Source organism: Chroococcidiopsis sp. [FACHB-1243] (assembly GCF_014696895.1).
Classification (GTDB): Bacteria; Cyanobacteriota; Cyanobacteriia; order Cyanobacteriales; family Chroococcidiopsidaceae; genus Chroococcidiopsis.
Map to the genome: position 1 here is coordinate 82,392 of NZ_JACJQX010000021.1, position 16,686 is coordinate 99,077.

General features: G+C 46.1%; 16 protein-coding genes. 5 read left to right on the forward strand and 11 right to left on the reverse strand.

All coding sequences use genetic code 11. From position 1 onward, the window contains the following. Positions 1-308: 308 nt before the first annotated feature. Positions 309-497, forward strand: a complete 189-nt coding sequence (locus tag H6G17_RS16890; protein ID WP_192159087.1) for a hypothetical protein — start codon at positions 309-311, stop codon at positions 495-497. Further along, positions 484-3,768, forward strand: coding sequence for an EAL domain-containing protein (locus H6G17_RS16895; protein WP_192159089.1), 3,285 nt, complete (start codon positions 484-486; stop codon positions 3,766-3,768). The genes H6G17_RS16890 and H6G17_RS16895 overlap by 14 nt, the downstream gene beginning before the upstream one ends. On the opposite strand, the gene H6G17_RS16900 is transcribed toward H6G17_RS16895, so the two are convergent. From H6G17_RS16900 to pgl, 6 genes are all read right to left on the reverse strand, one after another. Continuing rightward, a complete protein-coding gene (locus H6G17_RS16900; protein ID WP_242038438.1) occupies positions 3,719-4,369 on the reverse strand; it encodes an NTP transferase domain-containing protein in 651 nt (216 codons plus the stop codon). The genes H6G17_RS16895 and H6G17_RS16900 overlap by 50 nt on opposite strands. 118 nt (positions 4,370-4,487) lie before the next feature. Beyond that, complete coding sequence (locus H6G17_RS16905) at positions 4,488-5,363, reverse strand: SDR family oxidoreductase (RefSeq protein ID WP_192159093.1); 876 nt, start codon at positions 5,361-5,363, stop codon at positions 4,488-4,490. Between the two features lie 439 nt (positions 5,364-5,802). Beyond that, entirely contained in the window at positions 5,803-6,036 is a 234-nt protein-coding gene (locus H6G17_RS16910; protein ID WP_015156280.1) for a DNA-directed RNA polymerase subunit omega, read from the reverse strand. A 121-nt stretch (positions 6,037-6,157) separates the two neighbouring features. After that, positions 6,158-6,463: an FHA domain-containing protein gene (locus H6G17_RS16915; RefSeq protein ID WP_192159095.1), complete on the reverse strand. Its 306-nt coding sequence runs from the start codon at positions 6,461-6,463 to the stop codon at positions 6,158-6,160. A 31-nt stretch (positions 6,464-6,494) separates the two neighbouring features. Continuing rightward, complete coding sequence (locus tag H6G17_RS16920) at positions 6,495-7,409, reverse strand: FHA domain-containing protein (RefSeq protein ID WP_192159097.1); 915 nt, start codon at positions 7,407-7,409, stop codon at positions 6,495-6,497. 37 nt (positions 7,410-7,446) lie between these two features. Beyond that, a complete protein-coding gene (gene pgl, locus H6G17_RS16925; protein WP_192159099.1) occupies positions 7,447-8,178 on the reverse strand; it encodes a 6-phosphogluconolactonase in 732 nt (243 codons plus the stop codon). A 273-nt stretch (positions 8,179-8,451) separates the two neighbouring features. On the opposite strand from pgl, the gene H6G17_RS16930 reads away from it, so the two are divergent. Both H6G17_RS16930 and H6G17_RS16935 read left to right on the forward strand, forming a co-directional pair. After that, positions 8,452-9,081, forward strand: a complete 630-nt coding sequence (locus H6G17_RS16930; protein WP_192159102.1) for a TIGR04282 family arsenosugar biosynthesis glycosyltransferase — start codon at positions 8,452-8,454, stop codon at positions 9,079-9,081. Further along, a complete protein-coding gene (locus H6G17_RS16935; protein WP_192159104.1) occupies positions 9,078-9,794 on the forward strand; it encodes a TIGR04283 family arsenosugar biosynthesis glycosyltransferase in 717 nt (238 codons plus the stop codon). The genes H6G17_RS16930 and H6G17_RS16935 overlap by 4 nt, the downstream gene beginning before the upstream one ends. Before the next feature lie 45 nt (positions 9,795-9,839). Here the strand turns inward: H6G17_RS16935 and hflX are convergent, their stop codons facing one another. Beyond that, the gene (gene hflX / locus H6G17_RS16940; RefSeq protein ID WP_192159166.1) at positions 9,840-11,597 is read right to left on the reverse strand and encodes a GTPase HflX; all 1,758 of its coding nucleotides are present in this window, start codon (positions 11,595-11,597) and stop codon (positions 9,840-9,842) included. 30 nt (positions 11,598-11,627) lie between these two features. Continuing rightward, complete coding sequence (cofG, locus tag H6G17_RS16945) at positions 11,628-12,596, reverse strand: 7,8-didemethyl-8-hydroxy-5-deazariboflavin synthase subunit CofG (protein WP_192159106.1); 969 nt, start codon at positions 12,594-12,596, stop codon at positions 11,628-11,630. Positions 12,597-12,964: 368 nt separating this feature from the next. On the opposite strand from cofG, the gene psbA reads away from it, so the two are divergent. After that, positions 12,965-14,047 carry a photosystem II q(b) protein gene (psbA, locus tag H6G17_RS16950; protein ID WP_192159108.1) on the forward strand — a complete coding sequence of 361 codons (1,083 nt, stop codon included), beginning with the start codon at positions 12,965-12,967 and terminating at the stop codon, positions 14,045-14,047. Between the two features lie 125 nt (positions 14,048-14,172). On the opposite strand, the gene H6G17_RS16955 is transcribed toward psbA, so the two are convergent. The 3 genes from H6G17_RS16955 to H6G17_RS16965 all read right to left on the reverse strand — a co-directional run bounded on the left by H6G17_RS16955 (position 14,173) and on the right by H6G17_RS16965 (position 16,631). Then, positions 14,173-14,622, reverse strand: a complete 450-nt coding sequence (locus tag H6G17_RS16955; protein WP_192159110.1) for a hypothetical protein — start codon at positions 14,620-14,622, stop codon at positions 14,173-14,175. A 40-nt stretch (positions 14,623-14,662) separates the two neighbouring features. Beyond that, positions 14,663-16,012, reverse strand: a complete 1,350-nt coding sequence (locus H6G17_RS16960; protein ID WP_192159168.1) for a four-carbon acid sugar kinase family protein — start codon at positions 16,010-16,012, stop codon at positions 14,663-14,665. A gap of 64 nt (positions 16,013-16,076) precedes the next feature. Further along, positions 16,077-16,631, reverse strand: coding sequence for a 2'-5' RNA ligase family protein (locus tag H6G17_RS16965; RefSeq protein WP_192159112.1), 555 nt, complete (start codon positions 16,629-16,631; stop codon positions 16,077-16,079). Positions 16,632-16,686 lie beyond the last annotated feature (55 nt).

The window sequence follows — 16,686 nt, forward strand, 5'->3', positions numbered from 1 at the left end:
TGCTTCAGGTTTTTTGATTTTCGATTCAAACGAGGATTCATTTTAAAAAATCTCAAGTTTGACTGCATAGTCAAACATTTTCTTTACAAATTGCAATTATTAGGGCGCTCGGCTTTAGATGAAATAGCATTAGTTGAATCGAGCTTGACGACATGTTTTTAATCGAATTTAATGAAGAGGCATCAGGTAGCTATTGAAGTTAAAATTTCCAAGTCAACAGCAAAAATTAAAAACTATGTACTTTTTTATTACTTTTTTCAGTTGATGCTAGAAGCTAGGGTTATGTTGCAACTTACTGGGAAGAGAAAATGAGTACTAGAAAAATATCGCTCTTGCAGTCAGTAGCAACCATTTTAGCTGTACAGTCTCGCTCATCTCGTCAGCAGCAAACTCAACCTCACTGCTCGCAAGTCGTGCAGAAACGAGGTGAGATTGTTAAATTGCTTGCCAAGTCCAGTCAACCATTGCTGCTTATGCCATCTTATGACGCTGCGTAAAAAGACATTAATCATTACTGGCATGACGCTATTCAGTCTATTTGTAGCGCTGTATAGCACTTCCAAAACAATTTTATTGGATGGGTTTATCCAAGTGGAAGAACAAGATGCCGATCGAAATGTCCGCCGCATCGTGCAAGCATACAATGATGAGCTGAAAAAATTAAACATCATGAATGGCGACGAGGCAGAGTGGGACGGCACTTATACTGATATTGAAACTGGCAATCTTAAATATTTTCAAAACGCATTTAACTATGCTTCGCTCGTAAGATCGAATCTCGATCTAATTATGTATATCCGTCGCCGCGATCGACGCATAGTTTATAATGGCTTCATCACGCCTTATACAAAACAGGCTTTACCAGTACCGAAAAGCCTACAAAAATACTTCCAACAACCAGAATTTCTACTACAGCCAGATAATGAAGAGCGACAGCAAATGGGGCTGTTGCAGCTACCTGAAGGACTGATGTTGATTGCCGTGCGGCAAATTTTAACCAGTGAAGGCAAAGGTCCCAATCGCGGCATTCTCGTCATGGGACGCTATCTGGATGTCAAGCAGCTAGCAGCAAAAACTCACTTCGATATTGCCTTAGAGCGATTAGACCATCCGCCCATACCCTTAGACTTTCAAAGAGCAGAGCAAACTTTAATTAAAAACGAGCAAGTCTTCGTGCGATCGCTAAATGAAAGTACGATTGCTGGCTACGCGATGCTGCGAAATATGGAAGGGAATCCAGCCGCAATCTTGCGCGTAAATTTACCAAGGCAGATCTACCAACGCGGACAACTCAGCGTTCGTTATCTCGTGTGGTTGTTGTTGTTGGTTGGTTTGGTCTTTAGCGTCACGACTTTACTACTATTAGAAAAATTAGTTCTGTCGCGCATAGCGCGTTTAAGCAGCGATGTCAGCCGAATCGGTGCTAGTAGCGACCTGCGTTCCCGCGTTGAAATACCTGGTAACGACGAATTAGCCTGTCTAGCCAGTACGATTAATTGGATGCTAACTCAGCTGAACCAATCTCAAGCGGCACTACTGAAAAGTGAAGAACGCTATCGCGTATTTCTCGCCCAAAGCTCCGAAGGTATTTGGCGTTGTGAATTAGAGCGACCAGTAGCAATTCAAGCTGCTCTAGAGATCCAAGTCAATGACTTTTACCAGCACGGCTATCTCGCAGAATGCAACGAAGTCTTGGCACGTATGTTCGGTTACGCCAGTGTAGGTGAGATGCTAGGAGCGAGGATCGGTGAATTTTTACCCAAGTCCATTCCCGCTAATATAGAGTTTTTTCGCGCCTTCATCAGTTCTGGCTATCGTTTGGTAGATGCTGAATTGTGCGAATTCGATCGCCACGGTAATCTCCACTACTTTCTCAACAATCTCATCGGTATTGTCGAAAATGGTTTTCTAGTGCGAGTTTGGGGCGTGCAACACGACATCACCGCTCGCAAACAGGCAGAAGAAGCCCTCGTCAGGGCAAAAATCGCTGAAGCTGCCAACTTAGAACTGACGCGAGAAATTAACGAGCGCAAGCGGATCGAACTCGCTCTCTCGCGTGAAAAAGAACTCGCACAAGTGACGCTACACTCAATTGGCGATGCCGTCATTACCACAGATGCAGAGGGTTACGTTCAATCGCTCAATCCCGTAGCAGAAAAACTCACCCGTTGGGATGGCGAACAAGCTAGAGGACTACCCCTCGATTGTGTCTTCAAGATCGTCAATGAAATTACGCGGGAGACATTAGACAATCCCGTAGAGCAAGTTTTAGATGAAAGTCGGATTGTCAAATCCTCATACAACACCTTGTTAATCGGACGGGATGGAACGGAATTTGCGATCGATCACTCAGCTGCACCGATTTATGCTAGCGATCGCCAACTGATCGGTAGCATCTTGGTGTTTCGCGACATTACTCAAGCGAATACGATGGCAAGACAACTGGCATGGCAAGCCAGCCACGACCCCTTAACCGAACTCTACAACCGACGAGAATTTGAGAAACGCTTGGCTACCGCCGTCCATAGCGCCCAAAATGGCAGCATTCAGCACGTCCTCTGTTACCTCGATCTCGATCAATTCAAAATTATCAACGATACTTGCGGACATACAGCTGGAGATATGCTGCTGCGTCATATTAGCAGTTTGCTACCGACTCAATTACGGAAAACCGATACTCTAGCCCGCTTAGGCGGAGATGAATTTGGCATCCTGCTCTACTCGTGTCCTTTAGAACAAGCGACTCAAATTGCTAGCGTACTGCGGCAGCAAATCAACGACTATCGCTTCGTTTGGCAAGAAAAAACCTTTACTGTTGGTGTCAGCATTGGTCTGGTAGAAATTAATATTACCACTCCTAGTGTTGCTAGCGTCTTAAGTGCTGCTGATGCTGCTTGCTACGTTGCCAAAAACAAAGGGCGTAACCGCGTCCACATCTACCAACTTGACGACACCGAACTTGCCATTCAACAAGGAGAAATGCAGTGGGTGACGCGCCTACCTCAAGCATTGGAAGACAACCGCTTTCGGCTATTCTATCAACCCATCGCCGCGATCGCTCCGACCAGCCTTGGATCGCCGCATCACTGCGAAGTTTTGCTGCGGCTAGAAGATGAGACAGGAAAATTAGTCTCGCCGATGGCATTTATTCCAGCTGCCGAACGCTATCATTTGATGCACCGGATCGATCGCTGGGTGATTCAAACTTTGTTTCGTCATTTAATGCTGTCCTCAACTGCTCGCTTACCCAACGTTTACGCAGTCAATCTATCTGGCGCAACGCTAAATGACGAACAGTTTATTTCTTTCGTTCAAGAGCAATTTGCTCTCACGGAGATTTGTCCCCAGTTAATTTGTTTTGAAGTTACGGAAACTGTAGCCATTACGAATTTAGCGAAAGCCGCAGCCGTAATGCGCCAACTCAAAGCGCTAGGCTGTAGTTTTGCCCTAGACGACTTTGGTAGCGGTATGTCTAGCTTTGCCTATCTGAAAAATTTACCTGTAGATTATTTAAAAATCGATGGAGTATTTGTACGGGAAATTGTTTCTGACCCGATCGCTGCTGAAATGGTAGCAGCGATCGCTAAAATTGCTAGTGTTATGGGTATTCAGACCATCGCTGAATTTGTTGAAGATGAGTTTATTTTAGACAAGCTGCGCCAATTAGGAGTTGATTACGCTCAAGGTTATGGCATTTCTCAACCGAAAGCGCTTACGCTCAATCGCCCTGTGACACGGCTGCATAGTCAGTTGGGGTATTGCAGTTAAATAATATCGAAGGCTCGAAATGGGATAGGGGTTGAACCGGATGTTGCGCCAACCACCGCTGAAAAGAGCGCCCACCTTGCTCGATATATAATTCAAGGACGCTCAAACAACTGCGACGATAGAAACCGCACAAAGGCTCCCAGCCTTTAGGATGGCGCGGAAGCAGAGCGATCGTGTCCTTTGGGATCTCTGCTAATTCACTTACCCAATCTTGCAACACTTCCAACCGCAAGCAAGGCAGATCGCACGCCAGCAAAAGCACCCACTCTGTTTCTACATGAATTAATCCCTGAGCAAAGCCTGTTAGAGGGCTATTGGTAATTGGTGAGTTGCTGGCGGCTAGTGACTGGTGAATAGAATTGCTTCCTTGTCCCCCTTGTCCCCCTTGTCCCCCTTGTCCCCTCGTCCCCCTGTCCCTCTGCTCCCTGCTCCCCGCTCCCTGCTCCCGAATAAACTCACACCCAACAGGAAGTAAATGCTCATAGCGCTCTTGCCAAGGAGTTACGACGTAAACGCGATCGCATAATCCAATTGCTACTTCACACACTTTTTGCAACAACGGTACGCCATCAACTGAAAGTAGAGCTTTATCCCGTCCCATCCGCGAACTTTTACCCCCCGCTAGAACGATGCTAGAAAGGGAAGTTGGGAGCGGGAGTGGGAGATTGGGAGTCGGCAATTTACCTTTTGACTTTTGACTTTTAACTTTTGACTTTCACTCATATTGCCAAATAGCGCCGTAAAAAACTCTCTAGGTTTTCCATTTTTAGATGATAGATTTCCTCTAACTGAGCAATTTCTTCGCGAGTGCAGAAAAATTCGTTGTCTAGTAAAGTGCGGAAAGTGCCTAAAGCTTTTTGTAAGGAAGGATTAAACAAACCCGTTACAGTTCTAAATCCGTCTACCGCAAGTAAGGGAGGATTAATAATAATTGGCTCAATATTGAAAATCTTACCGAGAATGTGCGGTACATCTTGCCGTTGTAATATTTCCGCTCCTCCAACGGAGAAAGTTCGATTACGCGCCTCTGGAAGCATGAATGAGTTAACAATTATTTGTGCTAAATCGTCAGTACTAACAATAGAAGTGCGGTTTTTGCCATCACCAACTAGTAAATAAGTTCCTGTTTGCCGAAATCTTTCTGCCAATGGTAGGAGGTTAGAAGCAAGTCCGGCTGGACGCAAAATTGTATGATTAATTCCGCTTGCTTGCAAATACTTTTCTACAGCACGCTTTGCTTTGAATACTGGTGCATCTTCATAACCGCGATCTGCTCCTAAGACAGAGATAAAAACAAAGTGCTGTACTTTCTGTTCTTTGGCTCGGTCGATCAACTCAATATTGGCATGGTAGTCTAGGGCGAAGGCATTGCCATCGGAACCGTGAGCGCTAACAATGTACTGTACTCCCTGACAAGCTTTTTGAATATCTCGATCGACTTGCAGATCGCCGATAAAGATTTCTGTGCCTCGATGTTCTAACTCACTATAGCGAGACAGCAGACGCACAAAAGCACGCACGGGCATTCCCCGTTCTCGGAGCGATCGCACCACCCTCCTACCAATTCCTCCTGTTGCTCCCGTAACCAAAAACATGTTGCTAACTCCCTAGAGGATAAAATGTACGCTTGAGGCAAGTCACAAATTCTCTAGTACCTCATTCATGTTAATCACTACAACAGGAATTAGGGGGAAATTTATTCTTTCGGGTAAAAGTTTTCCGTTTGAGCAATTTAACCAATTTATTTTATAGCTGATGTCAGCAAGTCAAAAGTTTCGTATGGGTGGGTTTATTTTTAAAGAGCGCATAACTCAGGTGAGATTTATTGTTTAAATGTGCGATCGCAGAGCTAATGAGTTTAATTAGATTAACTCAAGCATTTTACTCAGCGACCGCAATAAATAGCAAAAAACGGGCGATCGCAACTCACCCGTTATCAGTTATCAGTGAAGAGTGACTGGTGACTAGACCAAAACCTAAGAATCTGGTTCCACCAGTCACCAGCCACTAACCACTCATGACTTACTCTATTGGCTATTCACCGATAATTTCTGGTTGAGTCAACTCGTCAGACATCTCAATGATGGCGCGGATGACTGGTTTCATCATCGGATCGTCTACATTATCAAAATCTTCATAACGGCGACGTTTAGCACGGTTGGCGACTTGGACGGTAATTCGATAGCGGTTCGATGCTGCGTCGATCAGCTCCTCCGCACGGTGCATAATTTGAGATTGGGTTGTCTCGAACTTAGAACGCTTCAGCATGGCAATTGGTCGTTGAAGATAACTCCCATTGTAAGTCACTTCACGAAAGCAACCGCTCACACATTCTTTGGTAAGGTCTTGCTTGAGGCTGTTGAAAATATCTTCTGTGGCATCATAATTGCTATGGCAATAACTTAATCTGGAGTTGGGGACCGGATTTAGCCAAGCGAATCACCGTGCCATTTACGACTGAAATTGATTCTGTAATTGGTTGCCCGTCTATATAAGTGCCGTTTGCACCTAAATTCACTAACTGCCATTGTCCCCTTGCCGCATGTAATTCGGCATGGTAGCGAGAAACAACAGCACTGTATAGAACTACCTGATTGTCTGTTGCCCGTCCGACGCGGACAACAGATTCAGTTTCAAACGTCCAATTTTGGACGGGAGTAGCATTTTGAGGATGCAGCAGAGTAATTGTAATCACTTTAGCCAGGTCGAGAATAAGCTACAAGTAGCTATGAAAGTTGAAACAGAAAAGTTACTAAGTCTCCCTTACCTAAAGCAATGCGATCGCCCATCCGCAAACGGTGACGATTTCCTGGTAAAAGGGGCATATTGTTGATGTAAGTTCCGTTGGAACTGCCCACATCTTCTATGTAGTAAGCATCTCCTTCAATGCGAATGTCGGCATGAATCCGCGAGACGATTTCGGAATTAGGAAACCCAGCCACGTCAACATCTGGAGGAATGCGATCGTTGGGCTTACCAATATGCACCACAGAAAGAGTTGGTGGTAGCTCGATGAGAGTATTGGTCTGGACGTGAAAGAGCTTGGCAATCTGCTGCTGCAATTGGGTTTTGGAACTCGAAACCACGGGCATTGCTGGCATGGGAGTGGGTTGGGATACTGCTGGCGGTGGTGGTGGTGGTGTTGGCGGTGTGAATGGTGCTGGCGGGGGAGGAGGGTTAATACTGCTACTCTTACGAGATTCTGCGATTGGTTCTGGCTCTGGAGTCGGCGCTGGTGCTATTATCGGTTCTGGCTCTGGAGTCGGTGATAGGTCGCGATGAATGATTTCCACTACAGGTGCAGGTGTTTCTAGCTCTATAGCTGGCTCGACTCTGGGTTCCTCGACTCTGGGTTCCTCGACTCTGGGTTCCTCGACTCTGGGTTCCTCGACTCTGGGTTCTGGAACAGCCAAGCTTGGTTGAGTCGGTGGTAAGTCACCAAGATCTAGCGGCGTTCCTTCGGCGACAGTTGCTAAGTCAGCACTGAGATCGTAGCCACATTGTCCGCAGAACCTTGCATCAGTTTGTACGGGTGCGCCACAGTTAGGACAACTAGTAGTAGCTGGTAGAGGCGTGTAGCAGGCTTCGCAGGCTTGCGCCCCTTCTGGGTTGAGGTGATTGCAATTAGGGCAAACGATCATGAAGTCAATCCCTGTGAACAGTTTTTGATTTTAAGCGCTACTCTTCGGGTAATTGCAAGCCTTGTCCGGCTGCTCGATCCAACAACCACCAAAGTTCTCCTTGGGGTTGAACGAACCGTGCAGGATAGGTATAATCGTCCGCTACGGATGCAAATACCTGTGCTAACGCCGCTTGCTTGTTCGCACCAGAGACTAAAAATATGGTGCAACGAGCTTGGTTGATAGTAGGGATAGTAAATGTGATCCGAGGCTGTCCATCTTTGTTCCCAACTGTAACTATGCGATCGCATACTTGTAAAGCCGCAGTATGAGGAAACAAGGACGCTGTATGTCCGTCATCTCCCATCCCCAATAAATTTACATCCAAAGCGGGAAATTCACCCGATTTTAGTTGAAAAAACTCTTTAAGATGGGTTTCGTATTGAAGGGCAGCGTCAGCAGGATCGGCTGCACTGGTGGGTATGGGGTGGATATTCTCGGCAGGAATCTCGACTTTATCTAACCAAGCTTGTCGTGCCATCCGCTGATTGCTATCTGGGCTATCGGGAAGAACGTATCGTTCGTCACCCCAAAAAACGTGAACTTTCTCCCAAGGTAATGCTTGGGCAGCGATCGCTTCATAGAGAGGTTTAGGTGTGCTACCACCCGATAAGGCGATGGTACACAGTCCCCGTGCTTGAATGGCGTTGTGCATTTGGGCGAGGGTGAGTTCGAGCGATCGCTGGACTAGCGCCGCTAGATCTGGTAGGACTTCAACTTTTTTGTGCATTGTTATAGCAGTGTTATAGCAGTGCAATTTATACTCTCAGTTAAAATGTACCGAAGCTGTTACATTTTACAAGGGGCTAGGGGCTAGGGGCTAGGGGCTGGAGGAAGAGAGCTGAGGGAGAGCAGGGAGCGCACGAGTAGGGAGCAGGGAGGGGGACAAGGGGGACAAGGGGGACAAGGAAGCTGAGGGAGAAAAACAATCAACTACCAACTACCAACTCCCCATACCCTGTTCGCTGACAACTGATAACTGATAACTGTAAAGTTTTGTTTTGTGAACGCTACTAGAATTATCCGAGAAAGTTTAATTATTTTCACCCGCTACCCTGAACCAGGGAAGACAAAAACAAGACTGATCCCCGCTTTAGGTGCGGAAAAAGCAGCTTTATTGCATCGCCAGATGACCGAGCATACCCTGACGCAGGTGAAGCGACTGCAAGCACAACGTTCTGTCAGGGTAGAAGTTTGTTTTGCTGGTGGAAACTCAAATTTGATGATGCGGTGGTTGGGAAATGACTTAATTTATACAGTCCAAGGAGAGGGAGATCTCGGGACTCGCATGGCGCGATCGCTTGCCACTACATTTCATGATGGTGCTGACTGTGCTGTAATTATCGGCACTGATTGTCCTGGGTTAAATGTAGAGATACTAGCAGAAGCTTTTAACCAGTTACAGTGGGCTAACGATCTCGTTCTTGGTCCGGCTGTCGATGGCGGTTACTATTTACTCGGTCTGCGTCGTTTTATTCCAGAGTTATTTGTCAGGATTAATTGGGGATCGCCTGAAGTCTTATCCCAAACAGTTGCGATCGCCAAACGGTTAAATTTATCTGTTGCTTACTTACCCCAACTACCAGATGTCGATCGCCCTGAAGATCTGTATATTTGGGAGCAGAGATCGTGAGGGGAGACAAGGGAGAGGGGGGAGACAAGGGAGACAAGGAAGAAAGAATTTCAATTATTATTCCAGCGGTGAATGAAGCACGCACAATTGAGAAAACTTTAGCTAGCACGCAAACAGGGACAAATGTAGAAGTTATTGTCGCGGATGGTGGCAGCCAGGATGATACTGTGGCGATCTCGTCTGCTTGGGGAGCAAAAGTGTTGTCTGTTCCAAAAGGACGCGCCAAGCAAATGAATCTGGGTGCAGCCGTAGCAACGGGGGAAATTTTACTTTTTCTCCATGCCGATACTCGTCTACCGCTTGGGTTTGATGCGATGGCACGGGCTGCACTGGTTAAACCTCACGCGATCGCAGGGGCTTTTTGTTTGCAAATTGATTCACCTTTAAGTAGCTTGCGGTTAATTGAATGGGGGGTAAAGGCGCGATCGCGACTTCTGCAAATGCCTTACGGCGATCAAGCTATTTTTTTAAGATCGTCTGTATTTCATCAGTTGGGCAACTTTCCCGATTTACCCATGATGGAAGATTTTGAACTGGTGCGACGCTTAAAACGCGATGGACGCATCGTTATTCTGCCTGCACCCGTCCTCACCTCTCCCCGTCGCTGGCTCAAACAAGGTGTTTGCCAAACTACACTCAAAAACCAGATCGCAGTTATTTCTTATTTGTTAGGCGTTTCACCTAAAAAAATTGCCGCTTGGTATCAAGGATGACAGATTTGTAGAGACGTTCCACGGAACGTCTCTACAGTAGATAGTTTACACTGTCGCGTCTGCGTATTTAGCTAACTGAAGCAACCGTTGTCGCAGGGTTTCCAATCCCAAACGGTTCTCGGCTGAAATAAATACTGCTTGGGGAAATTCAGATTGCGCCAGTGCGAGAGTGTCGCTATCAGCTCGATCGATTTTGTTGATTGCCAACAGAATTGGACCCGGGGTAACGGGCATTTCTGACAAAATACCCATAACGGCACGAATTTGACTTTGCCAAGCTGGATGGGATAAATCCACCACATGCAGTAAAGCATCGGCTTCCGTCACTTCTTCTAATGTTGCCCGAAAAGCATCCATTAGCGATGCGGGGAGTTCGTGAATGAATCCTACTGTATCTGTCAAGACAATTTCTTGCGGTGTGCCTGTATCCGCATCCGTAATGACTAGACGGCGTGTCGTCGGGTCGAGGGTAGCAAATAGCTGGTCGGCAGTATAGACTTCAGCATTTGTTAAAGCATTTAACAGTGTCGATTTACCAGCATTGGTATAACCAACTAAGGCGATTGAGGGGACTTCTTGGTGTTGGCGCTGTTGACGCAGTCGCGATCGATGAGCTTGGAGCTGGTTGACTTCTTGTTGTAGTCGTGATAAGCGACGACTAATTGCCCGTCGTTCAGTTTCTAATTTTGTTTCCCCAGGACCGCGAGTTCCAATTCCACCACCCAATCGAGACATGGCTTGACCTCTACCCGTCAGACGGGGCAGCATGTATTCTAATTGGGCTAGCTCAACTTGTAATTTACCCGCTCGTGACTGGGCGCGTTGGGCAAAGATATCTAGAATTACTTCGGTGCGATCGACGACTCTAATCCCAATTTGGATTTCTAGGTTACGCACTTGGGCGGGAGAAAGATCGCGATCGAAGACAATCAAGTTGGCTCCCAAGGTTTGGGCTGTGAGCGCAATTTCTTGCACTTTTCCCGCACCCACCACTGTTTGAGGATGAATGTGAGGGCGTTTTTGTTGTACTACCTGCAACACTTCACCGCCAGCCGTTTCTACTAAGCGTCCCAATTCCGCCAAACGGTCTTGAAACTCTCGCGCTGCTGCATTATCCGTTACTACTCCAACTAATAACACGCGATCGCGGTCTGTATCGACTTGCTGACCGACAAATTCTCGTCCGAACTCCGCTTCTAATCCTTCTACCAAGTCGAGAAAATCTTGTTTGGTGAGGCTGTCTAGGCTGAGAGGTGGGGATACACTCCAAGCTGTTTGGAGAGTCGGTAGGGGCGCACCGCTGTGCGCCCGTACGGGGTCGGGAGTCGAGATTGAAGGCTCTGGGTTGGTGCTGGGTACTAAATGTGACAAAAAAGCTTCTTTCACGTATCCCGTAACTCCACCACCCCGCTTTTCAAAACCAGCACTGGTAATATTGAGCGTTACGAGTGCATCTAGCCTTTGCAGCGCCATTGATGTCAGTGCAGCTTCATTTGGCGGCTCTAGTTTAAGTTGTGTAGCAATGCAGCGAATACCACTGAGTCGTTCTGCACCATATCGGGGCAATTCTAAAGGCGGAATTTGAGTTTGTCTGGGTGTCCCTACTCCGACTCTGATCGCTTGTCCGCGACGGTTAATATAAACGCAGACTGGCTGGTTAATATCGCTACTAATTGCCGCTAGCCTTTGGGCAAATTCAGGCGTAGTGAGGCGATCGCCTGGTAAGCGTTGATGGTACAGTTTAGCGAGTTGTTTCAACTGGCTAGACTTTAGACCCTGTAAGTTGCCGTAGATAGTCTCGATAGGCTTTTTTATCCTCTGAGTGCTTCATCTCTATTCTACAAAAAGCTGTGGTGAGGTCGTTCGCCATTGTTTCACAGATGTTTGCAACTGCGGTGTCAGCCAGTTGTCATATTGAGAATATACAGGTAGTCGCGGCACGAGCTGCCATCCTGCGGGTTCTAGAATTTTGATTAATTTTGGTGCAGAAAGATGAGGATAGTCGGGGTTGACTTCATCTTTAGGGCTTATTCCGCCTAAATCTCTTGCTCCTGCTTCTATACAAGCTAATAACCATTGTGGATCTAGCACTAAATTAGGTGGGATTTGAATTGTAATCTCTGAGGGTAAAATTTCTCTGGCTTGAGTAATAACTTCTGGTAGTTGATGCGGGTTAAAAGCTGGTGCGTCGAAGCTTTGCTGACTCCCAGGACTATGAGGTTGCAATATAACTTCTTGTATATGTCCCCAGCGTTGGTGTAATAATGCGATCGCCTCTAATGTATCCCACCAATCCGTTTCGGTTTCGCCAATTCCCAGTAATAACCCAGTTGTAAATGGGATCTGTAACTTTCCCGCCCATTCTAATTGTTGCATTCTCAATTGAGGAATTTTACTAGGTGCATGGCGATGTACTGTTTTTAATAATTCTGGTGTCAATTGTTCCAACATTAACCCCATCGAAACATTCACTGTTTTCAGGCGTTTCATTTCCGTAAAACTGAGAGGTCCAGCATTGGTGTGTGGTAAAAAACCCAGTTCTAAAGCAAGTTGGCACAACTGATAAATCCTGTCAAACCAAGCATTTCGACGGGGCGATCGCGGATGTACTTCACCGCTTAAAATCAAGATCTCACATACGCCTTGCTTTTGCAGTCCCCTCAGAATCTTTGCTGCTGTTTCTAATGTCATCCAAGGACTTTGACCGGGAGCGGTACGAAAGTTGCAGTAACTACAGCGATTAAAGCATTCGTATGTTGGAACTAAGGTATAAGCAGGGCTATAAGTGACAATATCAGTCATAATTAGGGAGCAGGGACGAGCAGGGAGCAGTTAGCTAATAACTAACAACTAACTACCAATTATCAAGCAATATTTCTTCATTAAATTATCTATATATATTTTTACATTTAGATATAATTAGTTCGGGAAGATGCGATGTAAAGAAGAGTTTTAATTTCTCCGAATGAGTAAATAAAACTTTACAAAGATTGAAGTTGTTACTGTAATTTGCTGTTTTCACTTTGCTGTTAGCGAAAAACAAAAATTAAACTAAAGAACCCTTTACAAAAATCAATTCCTAACGTTAATCTTCAATACAGGTGGTAAACATACTGCCTAGAATTTAATTATTCAGTTCATTAACAGTTCAAACCAGCAATTATAGAACTATGACAACCACATTACAGCGCGAGCGCGGCTCCAGCCTGTGGGATCGGTTCTGCAACTGGGTCACTAGCACTGAAAACCGCCTTTATGTCGGTTGGTTCGGTGTATTGATGATTCCTACGTTGCTATCCGCTACCATCTGTTTCATCATTGGCTTTGTTGCTGCTCCTCCAGTAGACATCGATGGCATCCGCGAACCCGTCGCAGGTTCCTTAATCTACGGCAACAACATCATTTCTGGTGCGGTCGTACCTTCTTCCAACGCGATCGGTTTACACTTCTATCCGATCTGGGAAGCTGCTTCTTTAGATGAGTGGCTCTACAATGGCGGTCCCTACCAGTTGGTAGTCTTCCACTTCCTCATCGGCATTTTTGCCTACATGGGTCGTCAGTGGGAATTGTCCTATCGCTTGGGTATGCGTCCTTGGATCTGCGTAGCTTACAGCGCTCCTTTGGCTGCTGCTACTTCTGTATTCTTGATTTACCCAATTGGACAAGGCTCCTTCTCTGATGGTATGCCTCTGGGTATCTCTGGAACATTTAACTTTATGTTTGTGTTCCAAGCCGAACATAACATCCTGATGCATCCTTTCCATCAATTGGGTGTAGCGGCTGTATTTGGCGGCTCTCTGTTCTCTGCTATGCACGGTTCTCTCGTGACCTCCTCTTTGGTACGAGAAACCACCGAAAACGAGTCTCAGAACTACGGCTACAAATTCGGTCAAGAAGAAGAAACCTACAACATCGTTGCAGCTCACGGCTACTTCGGTCGTCTGATCTTCCAATACGCTTCCTTCAATAACAGCCGTTCCTTGCACTTCTTCTTGGGTGCTTGGCCCGTCGTTGGTATCTGGTTCACCGCATTAGGAATCAGCACCATGGCATTTAACCTCAACGGCTTCAACTTCAACCAATCTGTTCTTGATTCCCAAGGTCGGGTAGTTAACACCTGGGCTGACGTACTCAACCGCGCTAACCTGGGTATGGAAGTGATGCACGAGCGTAACGCTCACAACTTCCCACTCGACTTGGCTAGTGGTGAAGCTACTCCTGTTGCTTTAACCGCTCCTGTTATCAACGGTTAATTCAATCGCTAATAGCCGAGATGCGATCGCTCGTGTCTCTCCATAAATGTAAAGAGCGCCTTTCAGAGTTGAGGGGTGCTTTTTATTTGTATAGCAGGGAGTAGGGAGCAGGGAACAGACGATTTTTATTTCCTCAAACTCCAGTTATGCGGTTGTTTTAGTGGTTTTACTTTACCTTGGGCAATCAGCCAGCTAGCGGTTCGAGTTCTGAAGCGTGCGACAAATATATCTTCTCCAGGTTTGGCATAGACTCCTTGAAATTCATCTACTTTAACTCTGGCGGGTTTACTAGCACAGTAAGTCATCTCTCCCTCAATGCTGACGACAACAGCATTGTCTATCTCATAGTCATCAGGGAGTACAAAAATAGCATAGACTTGATGCCGACCTTTCCAGGGTCTGACGACGACTTTTTCGGGATGTATGCGATCGCTCTTGGTATCAGATCTCGTCAAGGCTTCGCGCGGACATCGCGATACCTCGTCAGGCTTTCTTGGTAAAATCGAGCCGTTCAATAGGGCTATTGCAGCTGCGATAAAAGTTAATGCTGCTAGAGAAAGAATAATTCGCTTCACTGTCGCTAAATCTGGCGCTGAGATGTAATGCCTCGTTCTTTTAAGTTACCGTTACCAGCCGGCGATAAATTGTGGCTAACGCATCGGTATTGCCAACATTCCCAGGAAATAAAACTACAGGTAGATTAGGAAATTGTGGATGATCGACTGGTGTGCGTACCATTGAGCAACCAGCTAAAATTTGCCCCAATAATCGGGCAGAAGTCAGGGCGAGTCCGTCACTTAAAACATCGTTGGAAGTGATTCCACCCTTGCTAATTAAAAACCCAATGTCTGATGGTAAACCCTTGACTATATCCATCAACAGAGCTGAAACATCTGCACCAAATTGCAAGCGAGTTTGCATGTCTGGAAAGACTAATTCTTGACGGCTGGTATAAACAACTGGAGTTTTTCCAGAGTTGTGAACAGAATTAATCTTTTCTAAAGTGCGATCGCGTAATTGGTGTTTTTGGGTTGTTGAATCTTCTAACAAATGAGCTACATCGACTTCAATCCCGACAATATCCGGTTCTTGCAGCAACCTTTCTAACTGTTGAGTTGTCTTCTTGACATGAGAGCCAACGATGACTGCACCTGGCTTTCCACCCCGTACATATCGAGACATCGCTTCAGCAGGAACCGGTTGAGTTGGTAGAGCTGCTAAAGCCGTCAATAAGCTAGCTGCACTGCGAAACAAAAAGCGCTTTCCCTGGTTAGCGGCGTTGAGGACGTTGGTAGCAAAGCGATTGAGATCGTCTTGCGTCTCTGCATCAACGACAACGCATCGATTTCCCTGGAGCTGCATTAACCTTTCTAAAGTGGAGAAATTATTTGTAATATCTGTACCACTACGAATCTCTGAGAGTAAAAACCTTTCTACTGAAAGTGCGGGAATGCGTCCCTTGGTTTTCTCTTCCACATAGTCGGGTAAATAACTGTATGTATAACCAAAGACAGAATCGCGAGCAAATTCGGTTTCATGAACTGGAGTGGGAACGCCATCCACAATTAAGTAATGCACGCTATCGCGGGTGACTCGTCCGCCTTCAAAAAAAGCTGGAACTAGAAAATGCGCGTCAAAAGGTCCCAGTTCTTCAGCGATCGCGTCAGTTTCAATCGGGTAATGTCCCCGTAATGTAGAATCAGAACGACTGACGATGAGGAAATCTGCAATTTCCTCCGCTGCCAAAGCTAGTTTTAAATTATGGCAGACTTCCTTAGTCACAGTTGCAGCTTTATCAGGAGGTAGCGATCGCGTATTTGTCAGCACGAAGAAAATTGGTGCGTCATCTTGCAACCCCAGCCGCAAAGTATCGACATCCCACCGCGTTAGCAACAAGCAACTGTGGACGGTTTGAGAGCCTGTAGGATCGTCATCAAGGACAATAATTTTCGGTTTGGTTGCCATGTTTGACATTGAGCGCTGTCCTTGTTATTGTCTCATTTTTCAGTTATCAGTTATCCGTTATCCGTCAACCACCAAAACCGAATTCCGCTTGAATCTGCCACTTTTTGCCGTCGTGTCGCAGTAGCGTTAAATAGCTAGCCGTAAACTCAAAGTAGAGTTGTCGCGGCTGAAATTCTTGCCATGCTAAGCGAAAGTTTTGTCTGGTTAAGTCTTTAAACCCCACCGTCATGTGGGGTGCAAAGGGACGAGCTTTGGATACGCGATCGACAATTCCTAATTTTGCTGCTAATTGTGCCATCAAATCGGCTTGTAAAGCCAGTAATTCAGCCGATCGCACCACGTCTATATAGATTACGCGCGGAGGGAACGCTGCAAAACCATTGAGCGTAATTGGAATTGAGGCGCGATCGCGAGCAAACTCTTGCAAGCACTCTTCTAAAGCGGTTGTATTGGCATTTAACCACCTAAACGGAGGTTGCAAAGTTATGTGGGGAGGAGATTTTAGCGCGGCGCGGCTGTGATACTGGGTGGCAAAATATTGTTTAATCTGGGTGGCATAGTCTTGAATATCTAGTGGAGGTAGTAAAGCAACAAAGAATAAACTGGTTTCGGTATTCAAGGTTGTTTGAAATGTACTTTAAAGTTATGTAAAGTAAAAAATTTTGGCGATCGCA

What these genes read in the sequence shown, in the direction of transcription:
- H6G17_RS16900 (WP_242038438.1), bottom strand. Translation starts at nt 4,369, where the DNA reads ATGGGACGGGATAAAGCTCTACTTTCAGTTGATGGCGTACCGTTGTTG.
- H6G17_RS16905 (WP_192159093.1), bottom strand. Translation starts at nt 5,363, where the DNA reads ATGTTTTTGGTTACGGGAGCAACAGGAGGAATTGGTAGGAGGGTGGTG.
- H6G17_RS16920 (WP_192159097.1), bottom strand. Translation starts at nt 7,409, where the DNA reads ATGATCGTTTGCCCTAATTGCAATCACCTCAACCCAGAAGGGGCGCAA.
- psbA (WP_192159108.1), top strand. Translation starts at nt 12,965, where the DNA reads ATGACAACCACATTACAGCGCGAGCGCGGCTCCAGCCTGTGGGATCGG.
- pgl (WP_192159099.1), bottom strand. Translation starts at nt 8,178, where the DNA reads ATGCACAAAAAAGTTGAAGTCCTACCAGATCTAGCGGCGCTAGTCCAG.
- H6G17_RS16910 (WP_015156280.1), bottom strand. Translation starts at nt 6,036, where the DNA reads ATGCTGAAGCGTTCTAAGTTCGAGACAACCCAATCTCAAATTATGCAC.
- cofG (WP_192159106.1), bottom strand. Translation starts at nt 12,596, where the DNA reads ATGACTGATATTGTCACTTATAGCCCTGCTTATACCTTAGTTCCAACA.
- H6G17_RS16890 (WP_192159087.1), top strand. Translation starts at nt 309, where the DNA reads ATGAGTACTAGAAAAATATCGCTCTTGCAGTCAGTAGCAACCATTTTA.
- H6G17_RS16895 (WP_192159089.1), top strand. Translation starts at nt 484, where the DNA reads ATGACGCTGCGTAAAAAGACATTAATCATTACTGGCATGACGCTATTC.
- H6G17_RS16960 (WP_192159168.1), bottom strand. Translation starts at nt 16,012, where the DNA reads ATGGCAACCAAACCGAAAATTATTGTCCTTGATGACGATCCTACAGGC.